A 15,425-nucleotide genomic window follows, 5' to 3' on the forward strand; every position below is an offset into this window, starting at 1 on the left:
TTAGTAATTGAGCATCAATTTATTTTATTCCGTTTGACACTTACCGGATGTCTATATTAAAAGTTTGGATTATTTATTTTAGCATCATTAGGAAATGGAACTACGTATCTACTATCATTTTGCTGTAATGTGTAGTTTTTTCCTTCATACCATTTTACAATTTCTGGTTGTATCGTTCTTTTTAAATCATTCCAACGTTGACCTTCAATAGCAAATTCACGTGCACGTTCCTCTAATATTTCTTCATACAACTCTTGTTTATTTAAAGCGTTGATAAATGTAGTATAATCTGTTATTTTAGCTGGTGTATACCTGTTTTTAGCAAACTCTAATAATTGAGTTCTTGCTAAACTTAATTGATTCTGTTGTGTGTAGGCTTCAGCTAAAATCAAATATAACTCTGCTACCCTAAGGGTTGATTTGTATTTTATATTAGCTGTTTTGGTAGCTCTATATACCGTTCCATCTTTCTTAAAGTACATCTGGAATCGTAAGTCATTTGTTCTATCGTATTTATTGAGTAAATCGTCTGAGATAGCGGCATTACTTGCAATATCAAATGAAGATACCACGTCTAATGCTAAGATTGATTCTACTGAAGTAAACTCTGAAGGCATAATAGCACTATTTGTATTTAAATCTTGTAATGTATGCTGTATAGTCAATGCTTCTTTACTTGCATCAATAGCTTTTTGCCATTCTTTTTTATATAGGTACACTCTGGCTTTTAAACTTTTTAATGCAGCTTTTGAAAACCTGTAATTGAACCCTGTTTCTTGTCGCTCTATGGTTAAAAGTGCTTCTGCCCTAACAAGATCTTCTAAAACTTGTACATACACTTGTTCCAGCGATTGAATATCATATTTTTGATCTAAATTATATTCTGTAACAATAGGCACTCCATTATCACTACTAGCTGTAGTGGCATTATATGCTTTTGCATACAAATTAACTAATTGAAAATATTGTAAGGCTCTCAATGCATATGCTTCTCCAACCAATTGATTAATCTTTGTTACGTCACCTATTATTTCTGTTTGATTATCAATAATATGATTGGTGTGAAAAATTATTTTATAAAAACTGGCATATGAAAAAGAAGTCGTTAAGGGTGATGCACTAGTATCATTCCATAAATACATATCTTCATACTGTTCAATCCCTACAGAACTTTTACTCAACTGTAACTCATCAGCTCTATAAGTAGTTAGTAAATAGTTATTTTTTTCTGTTGCATAGGCTGTTGTTAAAAAGTTTCTATAATCTTCAACAGATTTAGGTATTACCTGTCCTATTGGTTCTACATCTAAGTAATCATCGCATGAAACCATGCTTACGACAGCTATAAATAATATATATATGTGTGTTTTCATTTCTATATTTTTTTAAAAAGAAAGGTTAAATCCAAAAGAGATAATCTTTGGTATTGGCTGTGAATATGGACTTCCAAAAGTTTCAGGATCAAAATATCCATCATAATCCGTTCCGAAAACAAATAGGTTTCTTCCTTCTAGGTTAAAACTTAATCTCGAAACATGCATACTTTCCAAATACTTGGCAGGTACATTGTATCCAAACTTTATACTATTAACTCTTATGTATGAAATTTTATCTACCCAAATATCTAAATCTCTGAACGTATTACCTGTATCGTAATTATGATACCAATTATACACTAAATCGGTTTCAAAACCAGGGGTTGTACTTCCTATCAACGCTGGATAATTTCCTGTACCTGCTTTTAAAATTTCCTTATTATAATTATATGTTGGACTTACTTGTGTTGGATGATACGAAGGCGTTCTTTTTACTGTTTGATTTAAATTAAAGTTTGTTGCAATACTTATACTAAATTCTTTATACTGTAACTTATTGATAAATCCTCCACTAAATTCTGGGTCTCCATTACCTACATAGGTATATAAATTTCTGTGTTCTTCTCTCGTTAGTTGACTTCCGTCTACCCCTTCTGAAAGATTATAAAAATCGACAGCCGTTACTTGCTTTCCATCTTTCCAAAACAAGGGCAATCCATTGCTATCAAGCCCCGTTGTTTTAATAGCAAAAATTGCATTTACACCGTAACCTTGTAGAGATGGTTTAAAGTCGTTATCTCTAATTTGAATTTTTTCTACCTCGTTTTTATTATGTGAAATATTAAAACTAGTGCTCCAGCTAAAATCGTCTTTAACTATATTTTTAGTATGAATAGCCAACTCTACCCCTTTATTACTTAACGTAGCCCAATTGGTGTTGATAAAATTAAAACCTGATTCTAACGGAATAGCTTGTAAACCTATTAGGTCTGAACTTTTACGGTAATAATAATCTGCCGAGATATAGATGCTATTTTTAAATAAACCTAGGTCAAACCCAACATTTGATGAAATTGTTTTTTCCCAACGTAAGTCTTTATTAGGAGCAGATATAACATTAATTCCTTGCTCAGAATTTCCTGGTAACACTGTTACATCTTCATAGGTTCCGACTACAAAAGGTGATGTTGATTTATCTATATTTCCTTGCACTCCATATGATCCTCTTATTTTAAACTCATTAATTGCTGTTACATCAAAAAAGTTCTCTTTTGTTACATCCCATGAACCAGCAACTGACCATAATGGCAAGTATCTAAATTTTGGATTTACACCAAATAAGTTAGACCCATCGTATCGTAAGCTTCCAAAGATTGTATATTTTCTATCATAGGTATACGAAGCTGTTCCGAAGAAAGAAGCATACGCATTTTCGTTCTTTGTTTTTCTATATGGATTAAACAACTCATTTCCTAAGGCCCTTTCATCTGTTATTGGTATGGTTCTTAAAGTATTACTGTTAAATCCAAAGCCCTTTGTATGAATTTCTGTACGCTTATCTTCTCTAAATTCAGTACCTAACATAACATCTACTTCATGTATATTGTTTATTGATGTGTTGTAATTTAGCGTTGTTTTCCAGTTATATTGGAAAGCATCACTATTCCAATTTTGAATGATTCCTCCTTCAGGTAAAAAATACGCATCATTTCCACTTACATCTTGATATCTAGATCCAAACCTATATTTTCTTGTATAGTAACTGTTTTGATCAGCAAATTTTTCTGTTTGATCAAAATCAAACTGCATTCCTAATTGAGTATATAATTTTAAACTATTGTCAAATTTATAAGTAAGATCAATGATAGGCTTAATAGAATATGATGTGAGTTCTTGATTTGTATTTTGTCTTTCTTCTAACGGGTTGTAACGTAGATTTAAATCGGATCTTTCGACTAAATCAGGATCATAATTATATGTACCATCTGCATTGAAAGGCATAAAATAAGGGTTTACCCTTCTTGAGTAATATGCAGGGTTTGTATAAGCGTCTGCTCCAGTAATATAAGATGTACTTTTATTTCTACTTGCAAAAACAGATACTCCTACATTTAACTTATCATTTACGTCGTAATCGTTTTTAAACGTAAGGTTGTATCTATTTAAACCAGTACCTTTGGTTGTTCCCTCTTCATCAAAATATCCTAAAGAGAAATAATACCTCGATTTTTCACTTCCTCCAGAAAGTGTTAGTCCATATTGTTGGTTTATTGCTGCTTGGTACAACTCATTCCCCCAATTGGTTTGTTGGTTTCTTAAACTATTAATTGCATTTTGTGCTAAGGGGCTAATGTTTGAAAAACCATTGTTTTGGAAGTTATCATAAGCTCCATAAGCTTGTAAAATGCGAGCTACTTCTCCTCTTTCTTTTTGATACGTTAAATCTGATCTACGGGCTAAACCTAGTTCAAAGTCTACTTTTTCGCTAGCATTCATTAAGTTTAACTTATCAAAATTAGGACGTAAAGTTAAGAAAGTACTGGCGTTAAAGTTAACTCTCATAGCTCCTTCTTTACCTTTTTTGGTCGTAATTACAATTACTCCATTTGCTGCTCTTGCCCCATATATAGAAGTTGCCGAAGCGTCTTTTAACACTGTTATTTCTTCTATATCTTCTGGGTTAATCCCTGCAATAGGAAAAGATTTTAAATTATCGATATTATCTTTATCTCTAAAATCTTTTGGAATATCATTTCCTTGTAAAGGGATTCCATCTAAAATCCACAAAGGGTCAGAAGAGCCGTTTAAAGTCGACGTTCCTCTAATTTGAATTTTAGCGGGAGCTCCTGGTGCTCCATTAGTGGGTTGTACAAGTACTCCTGAAATTTCCCCAGAAAGCATCTGGTCTATATTAGCTGTACCAGCACGCTTAACATCGTCTGTTTTAATTTTAGCAAATGACGAAGTGATTTTTCTTTTCTCAATTTTTTGATATCCCATAACAATAACCTCTCCTAAAAGTTCTTCTTTCTCTTTTAAGGTTATAATCATGTTAGTGCTTCTATTTTCTACGTTTACTTTCTCTGTTTCAAAGCCTATATATGAGATTATAATATATTTTGTTTCCGCTGGTGCTTTGAATGAAAAATTTCCATCAAAATCAGTAGTTGTTCCAATCATTGAAGCTTGAATAACGCCATCAATATTGGTTTTATTTCCAATCATTTTTGTTGAAGCATAAATACTAACTCCTGGTAAAGTTTCATTTCTAGCTTCGTCGATAACTGTTCCACTTATTGTTTTTGTGTTCTGCGCAAAAACTGAAAAAGGTATAAGAAGCAGTAAGTAAATTATTTTTTTATTCATCATCCTAATTATTCAAATTATACTCAATTCTGGCTATTAAATCGTTGTAATGATTTTTAGTCGTCTTGTTTCCTTTCTTTCTTTTCTTTTTTAATAACTTTAAGATTCTTTCTAATTCTGCTCTTTTATTGGAACCAACATCAGACACTCTTGGTATATAAGAAAAGTGTACATTTTTAAAGCTCTTTTCTGTATGGGTTAATGCTGCTTGTTTCGTCTTTTTTAATAAGGTGTTTCTATCTACAGTTAGTACATCTACATAATTTTTTTGGGTCATGCGATCTAACATGTCTAGCGGTTCATTTTTGATTGTTTTTTTAAAAATGGCCTTGTAAAGTTGATCAAATAAATATTCTTCTGTAAAAATTTCTTCTGTGTTAGAAGCTAGCACCTTGTTTTCTGTAATACGCATTAATCTATCTGTTTCAACCAAGCGATAAATCATATTTGTTTGATATGCACGATGCATCGATATTGGAGAATAAAAACGTTCTCCATCTGGTGCATCTCTTACTGGAAATACCTTATGTATTACATTTGGAGTAAACAACCATTTTTGTGGTAATATCGCCTCATTTATGATGTATTCTAAGGCCTCTTTTTGGATTTTAGCTGGTACTGAGACAAATGTGTTTTTACCATCGCCATAAATGGTGTTGTTAATATACATCCCACCAATATTAGCCATTACATGTCCACTGTATAACTGCCATTGGTCTATTACAGCTTTGTAAAGTTTTGCTGCTTTATAGTAATCTTCCCCTTCTTCTTCTGTCCAACTAATAATATTTGGCACTATTCTTTTTAAGTTTTTTAATCCATACTCACTTGCTTTAACTGCATTATTCCCTAGGTCTTCACTTTGTGATCTTGGATCGATAACTTTACTTTGCTGTGGTCCGTAAAAATACAATGAATCATTTTCGTGTTTTCTTATCCATTGATTTAATATTGGCAACTCTTCATGAGGTGTTTTTACCTCTAACCAACGATACCCCCAGTTAATTGCATACTTATCATACACTCCTATTTTAGGACTAACTTCTGTTATCTTATCTTCAGGTTGTGCAACATAATTATACCGAGCATAATCCATTATAGAAGGTGCTGTTCCTCCCATTTTTTTGGTAAAACTCGCTGATCTCAAAGAATCTACAGGATAACTAAATGATGCTCCCATATTATGCTTTAACCCAAAAGTATGCCCAACTTCATGAGAGGATACAAATCTAATAGATTCCCCCATAATCTCATCTGAAAAAACATTTGCTCTTGCCTCAGGGTTTATAGGACCTGTTTGCACACGAATCCATTGATGTAGTCCTTTCATTAGGTTATGCCACCAAATGATATCCGATTCCAGAATCTCACCACTTCGTGGATCAACAATTGAAGGGCCCATTGCATTTTGTCTTTCTGAAGCCACATAGGTAATTACAGAGTAACGAACGTCATCAATATCGAAATCTTTGTCTTCTTTGGTTACTTCTTTAACAACCACAGCATCTTTAAACCCTGCTTGTTCAAAAGCTTTGTTCCAGTCGTATACTCCATTTTTTATGTATGGTATCCATTTTTTAGGAGTTGCAGGATCTATATAATACACTATTTGTTTTTTAGGAGTTACTACAGCTCCTTTTTTATATTTTTCAATATCCTCTTCTTTAGGCTCTAATCTCCAACGAGTGATTAAATCACGGTGTTCTACCTCATGTTGTCTATCAGAATAATAATCCATGGGTTTACTAAAGTACCCTATTCTTTTATCTCCAAAACGAGGTTTCATTATATTTGTTGGTAACAAAACGATATTTGTTGTCACCCCTATAGATAATGGTAATGCTGCACTTTTACCTTCTTTTACAGAAGTTGTTAAAAGTGATTTTACCACAATGTTTCTCGAAAAACTTTTCACTTTTTCTATCTTAGACAGTTTTGTTTTAATACTCCCTCCTAACCCAATATTCGACAACAAATCATTAAAACTTTTATCTTCCCCATTAAAAACTCTATTTACTTTGATAAGCACCGAGGTAGCGTCTTCGTTTTCAGATTCTATTTTAAATTCTTCTATAATAGATTCTCCAAAATTTTCGTGTACTGAAAGAGTTATAGCGTTGTTCTTTGGTGAAGTTACTCTGGGATTAATTGTTTTTACCCACACCTTTTTTAAGAGTGTATCTTTATAAAATCTAATTAATTTCGTTTCATAAGCCATTCCTTTGTTCAACCCATGTCCATTAAGCGCATATGGAACTTGAGAAACTTTGTTAACTATTAAAAAGTCTTTTGATAATAATGAGTCTGGTATTTCAAAATAGATGTCTTCTTCTAATCTATAAATATTAAATACCCCTCTTTTTTTATTTCCCTCTTTTTGTAGTTTCTTATAAGAAACCTTGCTTGTACTCTTAATAGTATCTTTTTCTTCTTCTTTTTGTGCTACAGCTATTGTAGTAAAAAATAAAAAAAACAAGATTAGTACTTTTACATTAATGTTCTTCATCTGAGAATACCTCTTCATAAATTAGTTGTGATTAAGAAGAAACCAAATGTAGCGCTGAAGTTGCTTTTTTAAAATTAAACTAGAGTGAAGTGTGTTATTAAAGGAGTGAATTTTATTATTTTGACAATAAAGGAAGATAACATTTAAAATTTTTATCAAAAACTTCTGTTTTAAATGAGGTTACATTATAAAATGCATAAAAATTACTTAAATAACTCAAACCAACACCATGGCTTTTTTCTTTTTTACTTTTTCTTGGGTTGTAATTATTACTTACCACTATCTTATCCCTTTCTATTAAAACATTAATAAAAAGAGGGTTCTTTTTTGTTATTTCATTATGCTTAATAGCATTTTCAATTAGTGTTTCTAATGCTAAAAATGGAATTTTCTTTAGCAAAGCTTTTCCCTCACTCCTGTCTGTAACACTCAAGTTTATACTGTTATTAAATCTAATTTTTTGCAAAAAGAAATACTGTTCTAAAAAATGCAACTCTTCTTTAACTGTAGTAAAATTAGCTTCTCTATCTTTTAATAAATACCTATAAACTTCAGAAAGCTTTAGAACAAACTGTTGAGACATTGTTTTATCTAGCCCTATTAAAACATGTAAAGAATTTAATGTGTTAAATAAAAAGTGGGGATTTAATTTTTTTCGTAGTTGACTGAGCTGTAATCGTGCATTTTTTTGTTGGTATTGCTCATTACTTATTGCCAATCGTTTTCTTTCTTGTTCGTATTGAAGTGTTCTTAAATGCTGACTTCTTAACTGACTACGCGAGAATCCTAAAATTAACATAAATGTTAGTAATGCTAATAAACTCATCCAAAGCAAATACTGTTTTATATCATTTACAGACTCTTTAATTAAGATATTTAAAGGAAAACTTGTTATTAAAACTAACTCTGACTTACCTACTTGTAATACATTATAATACCTTAATACCTCCAAGTTTAAGTACTCTGAGGTAACAGTTGATTTAATTTGTTGGTTATTTTTTGCTTCCCTGACCTTAAAAGACTTAATAATTTTACTTGGCGTAACGTTGTTAAAAAAAGATTTTTCATATTTCCCTATATAACTAGTATCTGGATGAAGTATACAAACACCTTCCTTATCTGTAACGATAACATAACCTCCATACCCTTTATACTTTTGTGAAAAATAGTTCCAATATTTTAATAAGTTAACATTGTAACCATATATTACCATTGTACCATCTGGTAATTGGTGCGTAATAATTTTTTGATAGTATGTAATACTATTTAACTCTAGTACTGTGTTAAAGGTTTCGTTCTCATTTTTTAATACTGTTATTTTTTCAAGTGTTTTAGCTTCTAACTCCTCAGCCCCTAAAAAGGATGCATAGGTAACTTTATTTTCTTTTAAAAAGTAAATAAAACTGACATCAATTACTTCTTCAGAAAAAGCAAGTTCACTATTAAATAACAATCTATTTTTAAATTCAGACTCCTCTAAATCTGCCCCTTTTTCTAAAATTTTTTCTGCTCCTGAAATAAACTTATCAAACTCATTAAAATCAAATTGTAATATATTTTTCTTTTCTCTTACAGTTTGACTCACCACTTCACTCACTAACCTCTCGGCTTCTAATGTAATTTTATTGGTTATTAATCTATAACCAATAAAAAATAAAACGATTAAAGAGATACTAACGGCAAAGTAGTACTGGTGCTTTCTTTTTTTTAACAGGAATTTCATAAAAACTAATTATCTAACCAGTTTTTAAAGTCTTTTATTCTTTGAGCACTCACCAATAACATTTCCTCCACTTGTAAACTAGATTGTAAGTCTATTTTTATGCGATTGTTACTATATTTAGAAATGTTTTTAATTGCTGAATGCTGAATAATGTATTTCCTATTAATCTTGAAAAAATATTTTTCAGACAATTCTTCTTCTAAACTGGAAATGGTTCCGTCATAGAGGTAGCTTTCATTATCAAAGGTAAATAAGAACAAATACTTACCTTGTGCCATAAAATAAGCAACATCTTCTCTTTTTATAGAAATTGATAAGCTTCCTTTTGACACCAAAAAGCGTTCTTTTTCTTTTTGATGCTGTATTCTATTATTCATTTGTAATAGCAATTGCTCTAGCTTATCGGTATAGTTTTTATTTTCGCTAAGATTTATATATTTTTCAATTGCTTTATTAAGCAACTCTTCACTGTAGGGTTTTAATAAATAATCTATTGCAAAAAACTGAAAAGATTTAATTGCGTATTCATCAAAAGCTGTGGTAAAAATAATCGGAATTGAAATTTTCAAACGTTCAAAAATTTCAAAACTATATCCATCTCCGAGGTGAATATCACTTAGAATTAAATCACATGTATTTTCTTGAAGCCACAGAATTGAATCTTCAACACTTTCTAACCTTTTTTTTACAGAAATTGAATAAGGACTTTTAAGTAATAAATTCTCCAAAGAAGATGCTGCTAAATCTTCATCTTCTATAATAACAACATCTAATGTCTTCATTTTCTAAAGTAGGTTTTAAGAGGTATTGCTCAAAAGTATTAAATTATTTTTATCTTTATTAAAAGTTGTGTTTCTACTAACCTATAAACACCTGTTTCAAAACAGATAAAACCTAACCAAAAATTTGTTAACCGGATATTTGGCGAGTATTACAACACTCGCTTTGCCTTGATAAAAGCTCGTTTCCAGTAATTTTCATACAATGAAGTAACAATTACACCTTGTGAGGTAGTAGAGTGAATAAATCGAATGTCACCATTCGTTACCGATGTTACTAATCCTACATGGTTTATTCTACCTCTTTTTCTAGAGGTTTTAAAAAAGAGCAAGTCTCCTCTTTGAACCTCTCGTAACGAAATACTTTCACCTTGTACATACATTTGATGCGATGTTCTTGCAATAGGTATATTTCGTTGCTTAAATGATGTAAAAATTAATCCCGAGCAATCCATTCCTCTTTTTGTCATCCCTCCAAAACGATATGGAACTCCTTTATAAGTAACCGCAGTCCATACAACTTTATCTGCGATGGTTACTCCTGCTGCTTTTTTGGTAGTTTTTACGGCTCTTTTGTTCTCTATTCTCGTGATGGAATTTTTTCTTGTTTTGTATGTATTACTTATGTTTTTTGATGACCCACAAGAAATCATTAAAAGCGAAACTATACATATAAAAAAGATTTTTTTCATCATGCTTTTTTTTATTTTTTTACTCCAGCAACAATCAACTTTGCTGTTTTTTCAGAAGCTCCTTTTCCTCCTAATTTTTGCTCCAAATCAAAATATGACAAAAATAATTCCTGACGGTGTTCTGGCTCTAAAATACGTGTTAATTCGTGCTGTAAATTTTCTTTAGTAAACTCATTTTGTATCAACTCTTTTACCACTTCCCTACCCATTATTAAATTTACTAACGATATATACTTCAATGTTATTATTCGTTTGGCTATTTGATAAGAAATATTACTTCCTTTATAACACACTACTTGAGGCACTTTAAACAAAGCTGCTTCTAGTGTTGCTGTACCTGATGCTACCAAAGCAGCATGTGAAATACTCAACAAATCATACGTCTTATTATTAATAAATTTTACATTGGCATCTCCAATAATTTCTTTATAAAACTCATACGATTGACTCGGAGCTCCTGCCACTACAAATTGATATTTTGGAAAATCATCTACCAACGAAAGCATCACCGATAACATTTTTGTTATTTCTTGTTTCCTACTTCCTGGTAGCAGTGCTATGAACTCTTTGTACCCTAAATTGTGCTCTTTTCTAAATTTTTCTATAGAAACTTGTTCTCTTCCAGCTATCCCATCAATTAAAGGGTGTCCTACAAAATGAACAGCATAATCATATTTTTTATAAAACTCTTTTTCAAACGGAAGAATTACAAACATTTTATCGATATCTCGTTTAATATCTTTTACTCTTCCTGCTCTACTTGCCCAAACTTGTGGTGAAATATAATAGTTTGTTCTAAAGCCTTGTTTTTTGGCCCACTTTGCAATGCGTAAATTAAAGCCTGAATTATCAATAAAGATTAGTACATCTGGATTAAATTGGGCAATCTCTTTTTTACAAAAAGAAATCATTCCTAAAATCTTACGCAAATTCATCAATACTTCAACAAAGCCCATAAAAGCACGCTCTTTATAGTGCTTAACAAGCGTACCGCCAACTTCTTGCATTAAATCTCCTCCCCAAAAACGAATATCTGCTTTCGGGTCTTCCTTTAGCAAGGCCTTCATCAAATTGGCTCCGTGTAAATCGCCCGAAGCTTCACCTACAAGAATGTAATATTTCATGTATTAAAATTAGAAAAACTTTAAATATGCAGTTAATAAAGCTACAGCAATGGTAGTTATTAATACTCCTCTTGCTCTATAATCTTGCTTTTTCTTTAAAAACACCCAAAAAACAAATAAGTTGGGGATTGCAGCCAAAGCAACTACAGATCCTAAAACTCCTCCCTCTCTTACAGTAGCAATAGTTTTAGAAATACTAAGCTCAGAGATATACTGTAAATAGACAAAAAAGCCACAAGTGGTTGCTAATAACGATACTAAAATTCCTATTACTATTTCTCTTTTTATATGTCCCATGTATGTAATTTTTGAATAGCGTGATGTGCAGTCATATCAAATTGAACAGGCACTACCGATATAAAACCATTTTCTAATGCCCAAATATCTGTATCTTGTCCTTTATCTCTATTAACGAACTCTCCAGAAAGCCAATAATATTCTTTACCAAAGGGACTTTTACGTTTATCAAATGTTTCTTTCCAATAACCATTTGCCTGTCTACAAATACGAACTCCTTTAATTTCGTCTTCTTTTAGTTTGGGAATATTTACATTTAAAATTACTCCATCAGGTAATCCGTTTAACAAAACATTTAACGCTATTTTTTCAATAAACTTACGCGCTGCTCTAAAGTCTGCATGCCAATCAAAATCTAGCAAAGAAAACCCTATTGCTGGAATTCCTTCAATACCAGCCTCAACAGCTGCACTCATGGTTCCTGAGTATATTACATTAATTGATGAGTTTGCTCCATGGTTAATTCCTGAAACACACAAATCGGGCGTACGATTTAAAATCTCGTTCTTTGCCATTTTAACACAATCTGCTGGTGTCCCTGAACAACTATACTCTATCTGCGGACCTTCATCAATGGTAATAGGATTACAGTGCAACACATTATTAACTGTAATGGCATGTCCCATACCACTTTGTGGACTATCAGGAGCCACCACTACTACATCCCCTATTTTATTCATAATCTCAATTAACATACGAATACCAGGAGCGGTGATTCCATCATCATTTGTAACTAAAATCAAAGGTCTATCTTGCATAGTAAGTAAGTTTTACAACAAATGTAACATAAAAAATGGATTCTATTTTTAACATTTTGTAAAGACAGATTGGTTAATTTTATATGTAAAATTGTGGTAATCAAACCCAAACATTATGGTACGGATTATTGTTTATGTAACTATTTTTATTATTTCTTCTTTTTTTTCAATCATTTCTGCACAAAACACCCCCACAATACCATGTAATGAAATAAGCTACACTCAATTTGATTTTTGGGTCGGAAATTGGAATGTTTATAACACTAAAGGAAAATTAATTGGTCATAACAATGTTATAAAAATGCCGAATGCTTGTGCTATTCAAGAAAACTGGGACTCAAAAACATCTAAAAGTAAAGGAACTAGTTACAATTATTACAATAAAAAAGACGATACTTGGAATCAAGTTTGGATTGATAACACTGGTTTTTCATTAGTTTTAAAAGGTCGTTTTAAAGATAATTCTATGATGTTAAAAAGTGATCTTATAGAAAACGATAAAGGCAATTATTACAATCAAATTACTTGGACAAAAAACAAAGATTATTCTGTAACGCAAGTATGGAATCTTCTTGACGAAAACTTCAAAAAAACCAAAGAAGTTTTTAGAGGCATTTATAAAAAGCAATAAAACTAAAAAATTGGCATTATTTTAGTAGCTTAGCAACACAACGACTCAACAAAAATTAAAAAGACAGAAGGTTTTATGAAGACGAAATTTATCATTCCATTTTTAGCAATTACTCTTTTATTTTCTAACTCTGTTAGTTCGAATACACTTCCTAACAACGACCCTGAAAAAGACCGTGTAATTGTTTATGTTTTAAAAAATATTTTAAGTAGGTATCATTACGTTCAAAAAAAATTAAATGACGATTTTTCAGAACATGTATATACTACATTTATAGACGGGCTCGATCCTAGTAAACGTTATTTTACGCAAGAAGACTTAAAAGAATTTTCTCAATATAAATATCAAATAGACAATCAATTAAGAGAGTCTAATATTGACTTCTATAAGTTAGTATATCAACGTTTTCTCGAAAAAATGGAATCGGGTAAAAAGACCTACCGTTCTTTATTAAAACAACCTTTCAATTATAAAAAGAAAGAAACTATTGATATTGATTACGACAAAATTCCGTATGCTCAAAACGAAACTGAATTAATCGACTATTGGAGAAAACAATTAAAGCTATCTATTTTAAGTAACATTGAAGACGCTGAAAACCAACAAAACGAAAAAGCTAAAAAAGACAAAACTTTTAAAAAGAAAAGCTTTAAAGAGTTAGAGTTTGAAGCGAGAAAGAAAGTCCTAAAAAACATGGATGATTTATACATGCGTATTGGTGAACTTGAAAATTCTGATTGGTATTCTACATTTTTAAATAGTGTCGTAAGTGGTTTTGACCCACATACAACCTATATGTCTCCTCGAATTAAAACACGTTTCGATCAAGAGATGTCTGGTAAGCTAGAAGGAATTGGAGCTCGTTTACAGAAAAAAGGAATTTACACCCATATTGTTGAATTAATTTCTGGAGGTCCAGCATGGAAACAAGGAGAGTTAGAAGCTGACGATATTATTTTAAAGGTTGCACAAGGTGATGAAGAGCCTTTAGATATTGTTGGTATGCGTTTAGATGATGCCATAAAATTTATCAAAGGGAAAAAGGGAACTGAAGTTCGTTTAACTGTAAAGAAAAAAATTGACGGTTCTATTAAAGTAATTCCTATTATTAGAGACGTTGTTGAACTTGAAGAAACTTTTGTAAAGTCGAGTATAGTTGAAAAAAATGGTAAAAAATACGGGATTATCAATCTTCCAAGATTTTATATAGATTTTAACGATTTAAGCCGCAGAGATGCAGCAAAAGACATGGAAAAAGAAATTGAACGTTTAAAAGAAGAAAATGTTCAAGGTTTAATTGTTGATTTACGTGATAACGGTGGTGGATCATTAAAAACAGCTATTGAAATTGGAGGTTTATTTATTAATAAAGGACCAATAGTTCAAGTTAAATACCGTGGTGAAGATCCTTTAGTAAAGGTTGATACTGATCCAAAAATTCAATGGGAAGGACCTTTGGTAGTAATGGTAAATGAATTTTCTGCTTCTGCTTCTGAAATTTTTGCTGCAGCAATGCAAGACTATAAGCGTGGGGTTATTATTGGTGGTAAACAAACTTACGGTAAGGGAACTGTACAAAATGTATTACCTATAAACCGTTTTTATGAACAATACCCAAACGATCTGGGCGCTTTAAAAATGACCATTCAAAAATTCTATAGAATTAATGGTGGGTCTACTCAAATTGAAGGAGTTTATTCTGATATTTCTTTACCTACCCGATATAGCTATATGGATTTTGGAGAGCGTGATTTAGACGGTGCTTTGCCTTGGGATAAGGTACAACAAGCAAAATATACTGCTACGAATTCATACAGTAACTTTGCTGATGTAGTATACAACAGTAAACAACGTGTAATGAATAACGAAAAGTTTAATAAAATAAATGATTACGCTAAATGGTTAAAGAAGAACCAAGATGAAAGAGTGTATTCTTTAAACTATGAAGCCTTTAAAGAAGAAAGCAAGGCTAAAACGAAAGAAGGAGAACAATTTAAAGACATTTTTAAGTTTGATTCTCATCTAACTTTTGTGTCTCCTAAATATGAGTTAAACTTGTTTAAAAAGGATACTGTTTTAGAAGAAAAACGAGTTGCGTGGCATCAAAACCTTCGAAAAGACATTTATGTAAATGAAGCCTTAAACGTTCTTAGTGAATTGAAAATGAATGATAATCATGTGGCTGTTAAACATTAAAAAAAGGGTTCGAATGAACCCTTTTTTCTTTTTACTC

Annotated in this window: 11 protein-coding genes; 2 read left to right on the forward strand and 9 right to left on the reverse strand. The window is 31.4% G+C overall.

Features of this window, described 5'->3' with window-relative positions; all coding sequences use genetic code 11:
• Positions 1-56: 56 nt before the first annotated feature.
• The 9 genes from ACN0WY_RS09650 to surE form a co-directional block, all read right to left on the reverse strand.
• Complete coding sequence (locus tag ACN0WY_RS09650; protein ID WP_417800228.1) at positions 57-1,373, reverse strand: RagB/SusD family nutrient uptake outer membrane protein; 1,317 nt, start codon at positions 1,371-1,373, stop codon at positions 57-59.
• A gap of 12 nt (positions 1,374-1,385) precedes the next feature.
• Positions 1,386-4,685, reverse strand: coding sequence for a SusC/RagA family TonB-linked outer membrane protein (locus ACN0WY_RS09655; protein WP_417800229.1), 3,300 nt, complete (start codon positions 4,683-4,685; stop codon positions 1,386-1,388).
• A gap of 1 nt (position 4,686) precedes the next feature.
• Entirely contained in the window at positions 4,687-7,188 is a 2,502-nt protein-coding gene (locus ACN0WY_RS09660; protein ID WP_417800230.1) for a zinc-dependent metalloprotease, read from the reverse strand.
• Positions 7,189-7,303: 115 nt separating this feature from the next.
• Complete coding sequence (locus ACN0WY_RS09665; protein ID WP_417800231.1) at positions 7,304-8,911, reverse strand: histidine kinase; 1,608 nt, start codon at positions 8,909-8,911, stop codon at positions 7,304-7,306.
• 5 nt (positions 8,912-8,916) lie between these two features.
• Positions 8,917-9,693, reverse strand: a complete 777-nt coding sequence (locus ACN0WY_RS09670; protein ID WP_417800232.1) for a LytR/AlgR family response regulator transcription factor — start codon at positions 9,691-9,693, stop codon at positions 8,917-8,919.
• A gap of 149 nt (positions 9,694-9,842) precedes the next feature.
• Positions 9,843-10,382 carry a C40 family peptidase gene (locus tag ACN0WY_RS09675; protein WP_417800233.1) on the reverse strand — a complete coding sequence of 180 codons (540 nt, stop codon included), beginning with the start codon at positions 10,380-10,382 and terminating at the stop codon, positions 9,843-9,845.
• A gap of 11 nt (positions 10,383-10,393) precedes the next feature.
• Entirely contained in the window at positions 10,394-11,506 is a 1,113-nt protein-coding gene (lpxB, locus tag ACN0WY_RS09680) for a lipid-A-disaccharide synthase (protein WP_417800234.1), read from the reverse strand.
• 9 nt (positions 11,507-11,515) lie between these two features.
• Entirely contained in the window at positions 11,516-11,803 is a 288-nt protein-coding gene (locus ACN0WY_RS09685) for a hypothetical protein (protein ID WP_330488341.1), read from the reverse strand.
• Positions 11,791-12,561 (reverse strand): 5'/3'-nucleotidase SurE, encoded by a 771-nt coding sequence (gene surE / locus ACN0WY_RS09690; RefSeq protein ID WP_330488342.1) that lies wholly within the window; start codon positions 12,559-12,561, stop codon positions 11,791-11,793. The genes ACN0WY_RS09685 and surE overlap by 13 nt, the downstream gene beginning before the upstream one ends.
• Before the next feature lie 115 nt (positions 12,562-12,676).
• Here surE and ACN0WY_RS09695 point away from each other — a divergent pair, with 115 nt between their 5' ends.
• Both ACN0WY_RS09695 and ACN0WY_RS09700 read left to right on the forward strand, forming a co-directional pair.
• Positions 12,677-13,192, forward strand: a complete 516-nt coding sequence (locus ACN0WY_RS09695) for a hypothetical protein (protein ID WP_417800235.1) — start codon at positions 12,677-12,679, stop codon at positions 13,190-13,192.
• A 75-nt stretch (positions 13,193-13,267) separates the two neighbouring features.
• A complete protein-coding gene (locus tag ACN0WY_RS09700) occupies positions 13,268-15,388 on the forward strand; it encodes a carboxy terminal-processing peptidase (RefSeq protein ID WP_417800236.1) in 2,121 nt (706 codons plus the stop codon).
• The last annotated feature ends 37 nt before the right edge of the window (positions 15,389-15,425 follow it).

It is taken from the genome of Tenacibaculum sp. (assembly GCF_048269885.1).
Lineage (GTDB): Bacteria > Bacteroidota > Bacteroidia > Flavobacteriales > Flavobacteriaceae > Polaribacter.

Coding starts and splice junctions, on each gene's coding strand:
- ACN0WY_RS09650 (WP_417800228.1), bottom strand. CDS start 1,373: ATGAAAACACACATATATATATTATTTATAGCTGTCGTAAGCATGGTT.
- ACN0WY_RS09655 (WP_417800229.1), bottom strand. CDS start 4,685: ATGATGAATAAAAAAATAATTTACTTACTGCTTCTTATACCTTTTTCA.
- ACN0WY_RS09660 (WP_417800230.1), bottom strand. CDS start 7,188: ATGAAGAACATTAATGTAAAAGTACTAATCTTGTTTTTTTTATTTTTT.
- ACN0WY_RS09665 (WP_417800231.1), bottom strand. CDS start 8,911: ATGAAATTCCTGTTAAAAAAAAGAAAGCACCAGTACTACTTTGCCGTT.
- ACN0WY_RS09670 (WP_417800232.1), bottom strand. CDS start 9,693: ATGAAGACATTAGATGTTGTTATTATAGAAGATGAAGATTTAGCAGCA.
- ACN0WY_RS09675 (WP_417800233.1), bottom strand. CDS start 10,382: ATGAAAAAAATCTTTTTTATATGTATAGTTTCGCTTTTAATGATTTCT.
- lpxB (WP_417800234.1), bottom strand. CDS start 11,506: ATGAAATATTACATTCTTGTAGGTGAAGCTTCGGGCGATTTACACGGA.
- ACN0WY_RS09685 (WP_330488341.1), bottom strand. CDS start 11,803: ATGGGACATATAAAAAGAGAAATAGTAATAGGAATTTTAGTATCGTTA.
- surE (WP_330488342.1), bottom strand. CDS start 12,561: ATGCAAGATAGACCTTTGATTTTAGTTACAAATGATGATGGAATCACC.
- ACN0WY_RS09695 (WP_417800235.1), top strand. CDS start 12,677: ATGGTACGGATTATTGTTTATGTAACTATTTTTATTATTTCTTCTTTT.
- ACN0WY_RS09700 (WP_417800236.1), top strand. CDS start 13,268: ATGAAGACGAAATTTATCATTCCATTTTTAGCAATTACTCTTTTATTT.